Source organism: Enterobacter cloacae complex sp. P18RS, assembly GCF_014982105.1.
Taxonomy (GTDB): Bacteria; Pseudomonadota; Gammaproteobacteria; order Enterobacterales; family Enterobacteriaceae; genus Enterobacter; species Enterobacter hormaechei_C.
In genome coordinates, this window is record NZ_JADCKV010000014.1 from 241,727 (window position 1) to 254,406 (window position 12,680).

Consider the following 12,680-nt stretch of genomic DNA (forward strand, 5'->3'; position numbering starts at 1 on the left):
ATAGAGCTACCTTGCGCAACAAAAAGCCCCTTTTACGTTTATCCCGGGAACGGGAACTCACTCGCGGGTGAGAACGATTTTGCCAAACGCACCGCGATCCAGATGTTCAAGCGCCTGTTCCAGCTCGTCAAAGCGGTAGCGATGCTCAATCACCGGTTTTAACTCCGTGACATCAACAGCACGGACAAAATCTTCCAGCGCCCGGCGGTGTCCAACCCCAATCCCCTGAATGACGGGAGATTTCAGCAACAGCTCGCTTGCAGGCAGAGAAATTTCTGTCCCGGCCAGCACGCCAATGACCGATATCCGCCCATGAACGGCAACGGCGCGCAGGGAATGTCTCAGGTTCTCCCCACCCACCGTTTCGATAATATGGTCGATGCCGCGATCCTGCGTCAGTGCCAGCGTATTTTCAGCCCAGTCGCCTTTCAGTCGGTTGATGCCCTGGCTGGCCCCCAGCTTTTTGGCCCGCGCCAGTTTTTCATCACTCCCCGACGTAACAATAACTTCTGCGCCGTGCGCTTTTGCTATCTGCAAAGCGTATAGCGCCACACCGCCCGTCCCTTGTACCAGCACCGATTGCCCGGCGCGCAGCTGACCACGTTCCACCAGCGCAAACCAGGCGGTGAGCCCCGCGCAAGGAAGCGTGCTGGCCTCAGCGTCATCCAGGCTTTCCGGGGACGCCACCAGCGCGTTTTCACTCACAATCACATATTCGGCCAGCATGCCCTGGAAGTATCCACCGGACGTTTTATAGGGCAAATCGCGCGCGTCTGCCTGCGGCTTGCCGTCGATCCATTCCGGGAAGAAGGTTGAGATGACGCGTGCGCCGGGCTTGAAACGCGTAACGCCTTCGCCGATGCTGTCCACTACGCCTGCCATGTCAGATGCTGGGGTAAACGGGAAGGAAAGCGGAATCGGCATCGTGCCTTCAATCACCATTTTATCCCGGTAGTTGAGCGCAACGGCTTTAACCCTTACGCGAACCTCCCCCGGGCCTGGCTGTGGAACAGGCTCCTGAACGAGCCTGAGGCTTTCACGACCAAGGGCATCCATTGACCAGCGTTGCATTGTTTCAGTCATTTTTTTCTCCTGTCATCAGATGATTTTCAGTTCTGACAGTCTACCGTTGACTCAGCGTCGCCAGTGGCGATAAGTTTTCCCTTCATTGATGACCAAATTGACACAATCCGTCCATGACCGATACGCTGAAAGATATTCCCGTTTTCGTTGCCTCCGTTGAGGCAGGAAGTTTTGCCCAGGCCGCCGTCCGTCTGCATTTGTCGCGCTCGGCGGTAGGAAAAAGCATTGCTCGTCTTGAAGAGAGGCTGGGGGTTCGTCTGTTTCATCGGACCACCCGCAGTCAGAGGCTGACCGATAACGGCGCGCTTTTTTATGAACGCTGCCTGCGCGCGCTGGAGGAGATCCGTGGCGCTGAATCGCAGCTTGAAACCGGAAAACATCAGGTCAGCGGTCGGCTGCGTGTTGCCGTGCCGGTGCTGTTTGGTCGCCAGTGTATCGCCCCGCTGCTAATAGAGCTGGCGCAGGAGCATCCCGGGCTTGAGCTTGAAATGTCCTTCAGCGACCGCGTCGTGGATCTCGTGGAAGAAGGGTTTGATATGGCGGTGCGCAATGGCGCTCTGGCTGACAGCAGCGTGCTGGTCGCCAGAAGGCTGGGGGAGCACCGGATGGTGCTGTGCGCCGCGCCGGATTATCTGTTTAAGAATGGCCAGCCGCAAACCGTTGATGATCTACGCCAGCATACGGCCATTAACTACACGCGTGCGGGCAGAGTCCTACCCTGGCAGCTGATGGATTACGATGGCACGTCGCGCACGTTTATTCCCCGCTCATCGCTCAATATGGATGATTTGCAGGCGATCTGCGACGCGGCGCTGGCCGGCCACGGCCTTGCATGGTTACCCTGCTGGATGGTCATTAAAGAAATTCAGCAGGGAGATCTTGTCCCGCTCTTAAAGCAGGCCCCGGATGTACGCTTCGACGTTCATGCCGTCTGGCAGCAGACGCCACACCTGCCGCTAAGGGTAAGAATTGCCATAGATATGCTGGTCAAACGTTTACCGGCAGTGATGTCGCTGGAGTTTCCTGCGTCCATAAAAAAGCCGCGCTGAAGCGCGGCCAGTTATGCTGTCGTAAAGCGACGATTAAATATCGATATTCGCCGCCTTCAGGGCGTTCTCTTCGATGAAGGCGCGACGTGGTTCAACCGCATCGCCCATCAGGGTCGTGAACAGCTGATCCGCTGCGATTGCGTCTTTAACGGTGACGCGCAGCATGCGACGGCTTTCCGGATCCATGGTGGTTTCCCACAGCTGATCCGGGTTCATTTCGCCCAGGCCTTTATAACGCTGAATAGAGAGACCACGACGGGACTCTTTCACCAGCCACTCCAGCGCCTGTTCGAAGCTGGCTACCGGCTGACGACGTTCGCCACGTTCGATAAACGCATCGTCTTCGATCAGACCGCGCAGCTTCTCGCCGAGGGTGCAGATACGGCGGTATTCCGGACCGGTCACAAATTCGTGCTCCAGCGGGTAGTCGGTATCGACGCCGTGGGTACGCACGCGGACGATCGGCTCGAACTGCTGCTCAGCGTTCTGCTGAACGTCGAACTTCCACTGGCTGCCATGCTGCTCTTTCTCGTTCAGCTCGCTCACCAGGGTGTTCACCCAGCGGGTGACGGTCTGCTCGTTGCTCAGATCGGCTTCGGTCAGGGTCGGCTGGTAAATCAGCTCTTTCAGCAGCGCTTTCGGATAGCGACGCTCCATACGGCCAATCATTTTCTGCGTGGCGTTGAACTCGGAGACCAGACGCTCCAGCGGCTCACCGGCCAGCGCTGGCGCGCTGGAATTTGCGTGCAGGGTCGCACCATCAAGGGCGATCGCGATTTGGTACTGATCCATCGCGTCGTCATCTTTAATGTACTGTTCCTGCTTGCCTTTCTTCACTTTGTACAGCGGCGGCTGGGCAATGTAAACGTGGCCGCGCTCAACGATTTCCGGCATCTGACGATAGAAGAAGGTCAACAGCAGCGTACGAATGTGCGAGCCGTCGACGTCCGCATCGGTCATGATGATGATGCTGTGATAGCGCAGTTTGTCCGGGTTGTACTCGTCGCGACCAATGCCGCAGCCGAGCGCGGTGATGAGCGTCGCCACTTCCTGAGAAGAGAGCATCTTGTCGAAGCGCGCTTTCTCAACGTTAAGGATTTTACCCTTCAGCGGCAGAATCGCCTGGTTCTTGCGGTTACGGCCCTGCTTCGCAGAACCGCCCGCGGAGTCCCCTTCCACAAGGTACAGTTCAGACAGCGCCGGGTCGCGTTCCTGACAGTCAGCCAGTTTGCCCGGCAGGCCTGCCAGGTCCAGCGCGCCTTTACGACGGGTCATTTCACGCGCTTTACGCGCCGCTTCACGGGCACGCGCCGCATCGATAATTTTACCCACCACGATTTTCGCGTCGGACGGGTTTTCCAGCAGGTATTCGCTCAGCAGTTCGTTCATCTGCTGTTCAACCGCCGATTTCACCTCAGAAGAGACCAGCTTGTCTTTGGTCTGTGAGGAGAACTTCGGATCCGGCACCTTCACGGAGACCACGGCAATCAGGCCTTCACGGGCATCGTCACCGGTGGCGCTGACTTTCGCTTTTTTGCTGTAGCCTTCTTTGTCCATGTAGGCGTTCAGGGTCCGGGTCATCGCCGCGCGGAAGCCCGCCAGGTGCGTACCGCCATCGCGTTGTGGAATGTTGTTGGTGAAGCAGTAGATGTTTTCCTGGAAACCGTCGTTCCACTGCAAGGCCACTTCCACGCCGATACCGTCTTTTTCAGTAGAGAAGTAGAAGATATTCGGGTGAATTGGCGTTTTGTTCTTGTTCAGATACTCAACGAACGCCTTGATACCACCTTCGTAATGGAAGTGGTCTTCTTTGTTGTCGCGTTTGTCGCGCAGACGAATCGACACACCGGAGTTCAGGAACGACAGTTCACGCAGGCGTTTCGCCAGAATGTCGTACTCGAATTCGGTGACGTTGGTGAAGGTTTCGAGGCTCGGCCAGAAACGCACCATGGTACCGGTTTTCTCGGTATCGCCCGTGACGGCCAGCGGCGCTTCAGGCACGCCGTGCTGGTAGATCTGACGGTGAATTTTGCCTTCGCGCTGGATAACCAGCTCCAGCTTCTGCGACAGGGCGTTTACTACGGATACGCCTACGCCGTGCAGACCGCCGGAAACTTTATAGGAGTTATCATCGAACTTACCGCCTGCGTGCAGAACGGTCATGATGACTTCCGCAGCAGATACGCCCTCTTCCGGGTGAATACCGGTTGGGATACCACGACCGTCATCGGTAACGGACACGGAGTTGTCCGCATGGATCGTGACCACGATGTCTTTACAGTGACCCGCGAGCGCTTCGTCGATAGCGTTATCTACCACCTCGAATACCATGTGGTGCAGACCGGTGCCGTCATCCGTGTCGCCGATATACATACCCGGGCGCTTACGCACCGCATCCAGCCCTTTCAGGACTTTGATACTGGAGGAGTCATAAGAATTCGACATCAACGTTTCTCGCTCATTTCAACTTGGGTTAATCCGTTATTTTACCCTTTTCCACGGTAAACATCTTCGAATTTTCGTCCGACATGTCTATAACGTGTTCAGCGCTAATGGCGCTGACGAAAACCTGCGACTGCGTGGCTTTTAAGCGGCTGGCAAGCAGCCCGCGCCGCGCGTCGTCAAGTTCCGAGGCAAAATCATCTATCAAGTACAGGCAGCGTCGCCCGCTCTCTCGAGTGAGGAACTCCCCCTGCGCCAGGCGCAGCGCGCACATCAGGAGCTTCAGCTGCCCGCGCGACAGCGTGTCTTCCACCGGCGCACCGTCGGCACGAATGCGGAAATCCGCCTTGTGCGGGCCGTGCGCGGTGTAGGTCAACATGCGATCGCGCTCGAAGCTTCTCTCTAACACCTCGGCATAATCCGTCTCTTTTTCCCAGCCACGCTGAAAAGAGAAGGTGAGAGAGAACTCGGGTAAAAACTGTTTGCAGGTGTCGGCCATGTCTTCGGCGATACCTGCGCTGTATTCGGCACGCCAGCGGCTGATTTGTTCCGCAAGAGGGATGAGTTCCATGTCCCACGGACGCAGCTGAGCGTAGCGCGTGACCTGGCGCAATGCGGCGTTACGCTGTTTAAGCAGACGCTTCAGGTTGCTCCAGGCGTTAAAGAAACCGGCTTCATTGTGAAAGCATCCCCAGTCGAGGAACGCTCTTCTGTATTTGGGGCCGCCGTTGAGTAAAGTAAACCCCTCGGGCGTAATCAGCTGCATCGGCATCAGCAGCGCCAGCTCCGCCACTTTGTGGCCATCGGTGCCGTCGATGCGCACCTTGCTGTCGCCCTGCTTGTCTTTGGTCAGGCCGATGGCGGTTTCCCGCTCTGCTCCCTGCAAACGCCCGTGCAGAACAAAAGATTCCTGCTCGTGGCGAATCACGCGACCAATCTGCAAACTGCGAAACGCCCGGCCGTGGCCGAGCGTATAGATGGCTTCCAGCACGCTGGTTTTGCCGCTGCCGTTCGCGCCAACCAGGAAGTTAAAGCCAGGGGATAAAGCGAGATCCGCGCTTTCGATATTGCGAAAGTCGCGGATCAACAGACGGGTGAGCGACATTACAGTCTCATTGGCATGACAACATAAGCAGCCGACTGCGATGCGGCATCTTCAATCTGTACGCTCGAAACGGAGTCAGTCAGCAGGATGCGAACGTTCTCGCATTTCAGTGCATTCAGCACATCCAGCACATAGCTGACGTTGAAGCCGATTTCCATCTCAGCCCCGGCGTAGGTGACGTCCAGAATCTCTTCTGCCTCTTCCTGCTCCGGGTTGTTGGCGGTGATTTTGATCTGGTTTTCACTCACGTACAGACGTACGCCGCGGAATTTCTCGTTGGAGAGAATAGCGGCACGCGCGAACGCCTGCTTGAGGATGTCGCAACCCGCCTCCAGCGTTTTATCCGGGTTCTTCGGCAATACGCGGCGATAATCCGGGAAACGACCGTCTACCAGCTTCGATGTGAAGACAAAATCGCCCACGTGGGCACGAATATTGTTGCTGCCGATCTGCACGCGCAGCGGCGTGTCGCCGCCGTCGAGCATACGCATCAGTTCAATTACGCCTTTACGCGGTACGATCACCGAATGGTTTGGCAGTGAATCGCCAATCGGCATGGAACAAACCGCCAGACGGTGACCGTCGGTCGCCACGGTACGCAGCTCTTCACCTTCGGTTTCGAACAGCATGCCGTTTAAGTAGTAACGAACGTCCTGATGCGCCATGGAGAACTGCGTGGCTTCAATCAGACGCTTCATCGTCGCCTGCGGCAGGGTAAATTCAACTTCGCTCTGCCAGTCATCCAGGTTCGGGAAGTCCGCAGCGGGCAGCGTGGAGAGGGAGAAACGGCTGCGGCCAGAGCGCACCAGCATGCGGTCGCCCTCCAGCTGCACGGCGATTTCAGCGCCTTCCGGCAGCCCACGGCAAATATCAAAGAATTTACGTGCCGGAACCGTGGTCGCGCCCGCGTCGTGCGGCTGAGTCAGCGTAACGCGCGCGATCATTTCCATTTCCAGATCTGTGCCGGTCAGCGACAGCGTACCGTCCGCGACCTGAAGCAGCAGGTTTCCAAGAATAGGCAGCGTAGGGCGGCCGCCTAATGGGCCACTCACCTGTTGCAGCGGTTTTAATAAATGTTCACGTTCAACGGTAAATTTCATAGCGTCACGATGATAATGTTCTGATTAAATTGGAAAAATCTTCTTTTATGTCGTGGCTTTCTTCGCGTAACTGCTCGATCTTGCGACAGGCGTGCAGCACGGTCGTATGGTCACGGCCACCAAACGCATCACCGATTTCCGGCAGGCTGTGGTTGGTTAGCTCTTTTGCCAGCGCCATCGCCATCTGACGCGGACGCGCCACCGAGCGGGAACGACGTTTAGACAGTAAATCTGCCACTTTGATCTTGTAGTACTCAGCCACCGTCTTCTGAATATTGTCGATAGTGACCAGTTTTTCCTGCAAAGCCAATAAATCGCGCAGCGCTTCACGCACAAAATCGATGGTGATCGCCCGACCGGTGAAGTTGGCGTTGGCGATAACGCGGTTCAGCGCCCCTTCCAGCTCACGCACGTTGGAACGCAGGCGCTTGGCAATGAAGAACGCCACTTCACCCGGCAGGCGAATGTCGTTCTCGTCGGCTTTTTTCATCAGGATCGCGACGCGGGTTTCCAGCTCCGGCGGCTCGATCGCCACGGTCAGGCCCCAGCCGAAGCGGGATTTGAGACGATCTTCAACGCCGTTGATCTCTTTTGGATAACGATCCGAGGTCAGAATGATCTGCTGATTGCCTTCCAGCAAGGCGTTAAAGGTATGGAAAAACTCTTCCTGCGATCGTTCTTTATTGGCAAAGAACTGAATGTCATCGATCAGCAGCGCATCAACGGAACGGTAGTAGCGTTTAAACTCTTCGATCGCATTGTTTTGCAGGGCTTTTACCATGTCCTGAACGAAGCGTTCGGAGTGCATATACACCACTTTGGCATTGGGCTTACGCGCCATAATGCCGTTGCCCACCGCATGCAGCAGGTGCGTTTTACCGAGACCCGTGCCGCCATACAGGAACAGCGGGTTGTAAGCGCCACCGGGGTTATCGGCAACCTGACGAGCCGCCGCGCGTGCCAGCTGGTTCGACTTACCTTCAACGAAGTTATCGAACGTGTGTTTCACGTTAACGTTAGAGCGGTAGGTAGGCTCAGCGGGGGCCGGAACGTTATCCCAGCCCTGACGAGCCGGTGCAACGCGAGGCGCTGGCGCGGGCGCCGCCTGTGCAGGGGCTGCCACATTGACAACTTCACGAACGGTTTGGGTGACCGGCTTTGTGCCCACTTCAAAACGCAGCTGTGGGGCATCTGACCCGCAGAAATCGTTCAGCAGTCCATTGATGTTATTAAGGTATTTATCCCTTACCCAATCGAGCACGAAACGGTTTGGCGCATACAAAGCCAGCGTGTTATCGCTCAGTTCCGCCTGCAACGGGCGGATCCACATACTGAATTCTGTGGCTGGTAACTCATCCTGCAATCGGGCAAGACACTGCTGCCAAAGCGAAAGTGACACGGCGGACTCCACTCGAACAATAAAAGAAAACTATTGAATATTCATGATTGTTGGCGCACATCGACATGACCCCATCAGGGTGATGTGCGAACCGCTATCTGCGGTTATACACGCTATCGTTGATACAACCTGAACGATGTTGTGTTTATGCCCGACCAGGATCGCTGGATCCCGATCGGGACCGCGGATCATAGCCTAAACTGAGCCAGAGATCTTCTGTTTCTCACAGATTCTTCCCGATTTATCCACAGGAAGATCCGGAATCGGGTAAGTGTAAACGATCCTGACGCGAGTGCCTCGCGATTTAGGCCGCATATTGGAAAATTTAATGAGCACAGACAATTTTTGGCTTAAATGATCTAACGAAGATCCGGGACGATCCTTGCGCTTTATCGTTGAGCCCGTATAATCCTCGACCCGGCGCGTGATGCTCATCTTCCTGCGTCGTCCGCTGCTCATTTTCCACGCGAAAACGTGCGGAAATACACAGGGATTTAAGGAAAGAGAATTGACTCCGGAGTGTACAATTATTACAATCCGGCCTCTTTAATCACCCACGGCTTCGGCGTCCGTCATTCGAAACTCGGTCGGGCATCCGCAAAAGTCATGAATTTTTTCAAGTTTAGGTAGAAATCGCCATGAAACGCACTTTTCAACCGTCTGTACTGAAGCGCAACCGTTCTCACGGCTTCCGTGCTCGTATGGCTACTAAAAATGGTCGTCAGGTTCTGGCACGTCGTCGTGCTAAAGGCCGCGCTCGTCTGACCGTTTCCAAGTAATAAAGCTAACCCCTGAGTGGTTAAGCTCGCATTTCCCAGGGAGTTACGTTTGTTAACTCCCACTCATTTCACTTTCGTCTTCCAGCAGCCATTACGGGCTGGCACGCCGCAAATCACCATCCTCGGCCGCCAAAATTCGCTGGGGCATCCCCGCATCGGTCTCACAGTCGCCAAGAAAAACGTTAAGCGTGCGCATGAACGCAACCGGATTAAACGTCTGACGCGTGAAAGCTTCCGTTTACGTCAGCACGAACTGCCTTCAATGGATTTCGTGGTGGTGGCTAAAAAAGGGGTTGCCGACCTCGATAACCGTGCTCTCTCGGAAGCGTTGGAAAAATTATGGCGCCGCCACTGTCGCCTGGCTCGCGGGTCCTGATAGCCCTCATTCGGGTCTATCAACGCCTGATTAGTCCGCTACTCGGGCCACACTGCCGTTTCACGCCAACATGCTCAAGCTACGGAATTGAGGCATTGCGCAGGTTTGGAGTGATAAAAGGCAGTTGGTTGACGGTGAAACGCGTATTAAAATGCCACCCTTTACACCCAGGTGGAGACGACCCCGTCCCTCCAGGACCTTTTGATACCAGAGAACACTAACGATGGATTCGCAACGCAATCTTCTTATCATCGCTTTGTTGTTCGTGTCTTTCATGATCTGGCAGGCATGGGAGCAGGATAAAAATCCTCAACCCCAGCAGCAGACCACGCAGACCACGACCACCGCAGCGGGTAGCGCCGCCGACCAGGGCGTACCGGCCAGTGGCCAGGGGAAACAGATTACGGTTAAGACCGATGTGCTTGAGCTGACTATCAACACCCGTGGTGGTGATGTTGAGCAGGCGCTGCTGTTGACCTACCCGAAAGAGCTGAAGTCTACCGAACCGTTCCAGTTACTGGAAACCACGCCTGAATTTATCTACCAGGCGCAGAGCGGCCTGACCGGTCGTGATGGCCCGGATAACCCGGCTAACGGTGCGCGTCCACTGTATAACGTCGAGAATGACACGTTTGTGCTGGCTGATGGTCAGAACGAACTGGTTATCCCGATGACCTACACCGACGCGGCAGGCAACACCTTCACCAAAACCTTCACCCTGAAACGCGGTGAGTATGCGGTGAACGTGGGCTACAGCGTACAGAACGCCGGTGCGAAACCGCTGGAAATCTCTACCTTTGGTCAGCTGAAGCAGTCCATCAATCTGCCGTCTCACCGTGACACCGGAAGCAGCAACTTTGCGCTGCATACCTTCCGTGGCGCGGCTTACTCCACGCCAGATACCAAGTACGAGAAATACAAATTCGACACCATTGCCGATAACGAAAACCTGAACGTCAGCTCTAAAGGCGGTTGGGTCGCAATGCTGCAACAGTATTTCGCGACGGCGTGGGTACCGAATAACGACGGTACGAACAACTTCTACACCGCGAACCTCGGCAACGGTATTGCAGCCATCGGCTACAAATCTCAGCCGGTTCTGGTGCAGCCGGGTCAAACCGGTAAACTGGCAAGCACCCTGTGGGTCGGCCCGGAAATCCAGGACAAAATGGCTGCCGTTGCGCCGCACCTGGATCTGACCGTCGATTACGGTTGGTTGTGGTTCATCTCTCAGCCGCTGTTTAAGCTGCTGAAGTTCATCCACAGCTTCCTGGGTAACTGGGGCTTCTCCATCATCGTTATCACCTTTATCGTTCGTGGCATCATGTACCCGCTGACTAAAGCGCAGTACACCTCCATGGCGAAGATGCGTATGCTACAGCCGAAGATTCAGGCTATGCGTGAGCGTCTGGGCGATGATAAACAGCGTCAGAGCCAGGAAATGATGGCCCTGTATAAAGCAGAGAAAGTGAACCCGCTGGGTGGCTGCTTCCCGCTGCTGATTCAGATGCCAATCTTCCTTGCGCTGTACTACATGCTGATGGGTTCTGTTGAGCTGCGCCATGCGCCGTTTGCACTGTGGATCCATGACCTGTCTGCACAGGACCCGTACTACATCCTGCCGATCCTGATGGGCGTGACGATGTTCTTCATCCAGAAGATGTCTCCGACCACCGTGACCGACCCGATGCAGCAGAAGATCATGACCTTTATGCCGGTCATCTTCACCGTGTTCTTCCTGTGGTTCCCGTCAGGTCTGGTGCTGTACTATATCGTCAGCAACCTGGTGACCATCATCCAGCAGCAGCTGATTTACCGTGGTCTGGAAAAACGTGGCCTGCATAGCCGCGAAAAGAAAAAGTCCTGATTCGGTAAGTTAACGCTAAAATAAGGGCGGTCGATTGACCGCCTTTTTTATTTGTATTGAACGAGACCAACCATGAGCCATAACGACACTATCGTCGCCCAGGCAACCCCACCGGGACGCGGTGGTGTAGGCATTCTGCGCATCTCCGGCCTGAAGGCGCGTGAGGTGGCCGAAGCGGTGCTGGGTAAACTGCCAAAGCCGCGCTACGCTGATTATCTGCCGTTTAAGGATGCCGACGGCACACCGCTGGACCAGGGCATCGCGCTGTGGTTCCCCGGCCCAAACTCCTTTACCGGCGAAGATGTGCTGGAGCTTCAGGGTCACGGCGGCCCGGTGATCCTCGACCTGCTGTTAAAACGTATTCTGACCCTGCCTGGCCTGCGCATTGCAAAGCCGGGTGAGTTCTCCGAGCGTGCTTTCCTCAACGATAAGCTCGACCTGGCGCAGGCCGAGGCGATTGCCGACCTGATCGACGCCAGTTCCGAACAGGCAGCCCGCTCCGCGCTGAACTCGTTGCAGGGGGCATTTTCCACACGCGTGAATCACCTTGTGGAAGCACTTACTCACCTGCGAATCTATGTCGAAGCGGCTATCGACTTCCCGGACGAGGAGATCGACTTCCTCTCAGACGGTAAAATTGAAGCTCAGCTCAACCAGGTGATGAACGATCTCGATGCCGTTCGCGCCGAAGCGCGCCAGGGCAGCCTGCTACGTGAAGGAATGAAGGTGGTGATTGCTGGTCGCCCCAATGCCGGAAAATCGAGCCTGCTGAACGCCCTGGCGGGCCGTGAAGCGGCGATCGTGACCGACATAGCCGGCACCACCCGCGATGTCCTGCGCGAGCATATCCATATCGACGGCATGCCGCTGCACATCATCGACACCGCTGGCCTGCGCGATGCGAGCGATGAAGTCGAGCGTATCGGTATCGAACGCGCCTGGCAGGAGATCGAGCAGGCCGACCGCGTGCTGTTTATGGTGGACGGCACGACAACCGACGCCGTTGACCCGGCTGAAATCTGGCCAGACTTTATCGCCCGTCTCCCGGCTAAACTGCCGATCACCGTGGTGCGCAACAAGGCCGACGTTACCGGCGAAACGCTGGGCATCAGCGATGTGAATGGTCACTCACTTATTCGCCTGTCGGCCCGTACCGGTGAAGGCGTGGAAGCCCTGCGTAGCCATCTCAAACAGAGCATGGGCTTCGACACCAGTATGGAGGGCGGCTTCCTGGCACGTCGTCGTCACTTGCAGGCGCTGGAAGAGGCGGCTCGCCACCTTGAGCAGGGTAAAGCCCAGCTGATCGGCGCGTGGGCCGGTGAACTGCTGGCGGAAGAGCTGCGTCTGGCGCAGCAGAACCTGAGCGAGATCACCGGGGAGTTTACGTCGGACGATCTGCTGGGACGGATTTTCTCGAGCTTCTGCATTGGTAAGTAATTCCCGTTAATACAGGGTGATTTCCTCCAGGGAAATCACCATT

The 12,680-nt window shown here is 56.1% G+C and carries 11 protein-coding genes; 6 read left to right on the forward strand and 5 right to left on the reverse strand.

All coding sequences use genetic code 11. From position 1 onward, the window contains the following. Window positions 1-57: 57 nt before the first annotated feature. Window positions 58-1,083 (reverse strand): NAD(P)-dependent alcohol dehydrogenase, encoded by a 1,026-nt coding sequence (locus INF61_RS11635; protein ID WP_017383698.1) that lies wholly within the window; start codon window positions 1,081-1,083, stop codon window positions 58-60. A gap of 113 nt (window positions 1,084-1,196) precedes the next feature. Here INF61_RS11635 and INF61_RS11640 point away from each other — a divergent pair, with 113 nt between their 5' ends. Continuing rightward, window positions 1,197-2,132, forward strand: a complete 936-nt coding sequence (locus INF61_RS11640) for a LysR family transcriptional regulator (RefSeq protein ID WP_017383699.1) — start codon at window positions 1,197-1,199, stop codon at window positions 2,130-2,132. A 33-nt stretch (window positions 2,133-2,165) separates the two neighbouring features. On the opposite strand, the gene gyrB is transcribed toward INF61_RS11640, so the two are convergent. Genes gyrB through dnaA form a run of 4 tightly spaced genes read right to left on the reverse strand, consistent with a single transcriptional unit; the run spans window position 2,166 to window position 8,178 of the window. After that, entirely contained in the window at window positions 2,166-4,577 is a 2,412-nt protein-coding gene (gene gyrB / locus INF61_RS11645; RefSeq protein WP_003861119.1) for a DNA topoisomerase (ATP-hydrolyzing) subunit B, read from the reverse strand. A gap of 28 nt (window positions 4,578-4,605) precedes the next feature. Then, complete coding sequence (gene recF, locus INF61_RS11650; protein ID WP_000060091.1) at window positions 4,606-5,679, reverse strand: DNA replication/repair protein RecF; 1,074 nt, start codon at window positions 5,677-5,679, stop codon at window positions 4,606-4,608. Then, window positions 5,679-6,779 carry a DNA polymerase III subunit beta gene (gene dnaN, locus INF61_RS11655; protein ID WP_003861122.1) on the reverse strand — a complete coding sequence of 367 codons (1,101 nt, stop codon included), beginning with the start codon at window positions 6,777-6,779 and terminating at the stop codon, window positions 5,679-5,681. The genes recF and dnaN overlap by 1 nt, the downstream gene beginning before the upstream one ends. A 4-nt stretch (window positions 6,780-6,783) precedes the next feature. Next, window positions 6,784-8,178 carry a chromosomal replication initiator protein DnaA gene (gene dnaA, locus INF61_RS11660; protein ID WP_003861124.1) on the reverse strand — a complete coding sequence of 465 codons (1,395 nt, stop codon included), beginning with the start codon at window positions 8,176-8,178 and terminating at the stop codon, window positions 6,784-6,786. Between the two features lie 638 nt (window positions 8,179-8,816). Between dnaA and rpmH the strand changes: the two genes are divergently transcribed. The 5 genes from rpmH to mnmE all read left to right on the forward strand — a co-directional run bounded on the left by rpmH (window position 8,817) and on the right by mnmE (window position 12,637). Beyond that, a complete protein-coding gene (gene rpmH / locus INF61_RS11665; protein WP_000831330.1) occupies window positions 8,817-8,957 on the forward strand; it encodes a 50S ribosomal protein L34 in 141 nt (46 codons plus the stop codon). A 16-nt stretch (window positions 8,958-8,973) separates the two neighbouring features. After that, a complete protein-coding gene (gene rnpA, locus INF61_RS11670) occupies window positions 8,974-9,333 on the forward strand; it encodes a ribonuclease P protein component (protein ID WP_006808764.1) in 360 nt (119 codons plus the stop codon). After that, window positions 9,297-9,554: a membrane protein insertion efficiency factor YidD gene (gene yidD / locus INF61_RS11675; protein ID WP_001307474.1), complete on the forward strand. Its 258-nt coding sequence runs from the start codon at window positions 9,297-9,299 to the stop codon at window positions 9,552-9,554. The genes rnpA and yidD overlap by 37 nt, the downstream gene beginning before the upstream one ends. Window positions 9,555-9,556: 2 nt before the next feature. Beyond that, the gene (yidC, locus tag INF61_RS11680) at window positions 9,557-11,200 is read left to right on the forward strand and encodes a membrane protein insertase YidC (RefSeq protein WP_003861138.1); all 1,644 of its coding nucleotides are present in this window, start codon (window positions 9,557-9,559) and stop codon (window positions 11,198-11,200) included. Between the two features lie 72 nt (window positions 11,201-11,272). After that, entirely contained in the window at window positions 11,273-12,637 is a 1,365-nt protein-coding gene (gene mnmE, locus INF61_RS11685; RefSeq protein ID WP_058685129.1) for a tRNA uridine-5-carboxymethylaminomethyl(34) synthesis GTPase MnmE, read from the forward strand. Window positions 12,638-12,680 lie beyond the last annotated feature (43 nt).

Excerpts from the sequence above, each read along its gene's own strand:
- dnaN (WP_003861122.1), bottom strand. The coding sequence starts at position 6,779 with ATGAAATTTACCGTTGAACGTGAACATTTATTAAAACCGCTGCAACAG.
- yidD (WP_001307474.1), top strand. The coding sequence starts at position 9,297 with ATGGCGCCGCCACTGTCGCCTGGCTCGCGGGTCCTGATAGCCCTCATT.
- rpmH (WP_000831330.1), top strand. The coding sequence starts at position 8,817 with ATGAAACGCACTTTTCAACCGTCTGTACTGAAGCGCAACCGTTCTCAC.
- recF (WP_000060091.1), bottom strand. The coding sequence starts at position 5,679 with ATGTCGCTCACCCGTCTGTTGATCCGCGACTTTCGCAATATCGAAAGC.
- INF61_RS11635 (WP_017383698.1), bottom strand. The coding sequence starts at position 1,083 with ATGACTGAAACAATGCAACGCTGGTCAATGGATGCCCTTGGTCGTGAA.
- gyrB (WP_003861119.1), bottom strand. The coding sequence starts at position 4,577 with ATGTCGAATTCTTATGACTCCTCCAGTATCAAAGTCCTGAAAGGGCTG.
- mnmE (WP_058685129.1), top strand. The coding sequence starts at position 11,273 with ATGAGCCATAACGACACTATCGTCGCCCAGGCAACCCCACCGGGACGC.
- INF61_RS11640 (WP_017383699.1), top strand. The coding sequence starts at position 1,197 with ATGACCGATACGCTGAAAGATATTCCCGTTTTCGTTGCCTCCGTTGAG.
- yidC (WP_003861138.1), top strand. The coding sequence starts at position 9,557 with ATGGATTCGCAACGCAATCTTCTTATCATCGCTTTGTTGTTCGTGTCT.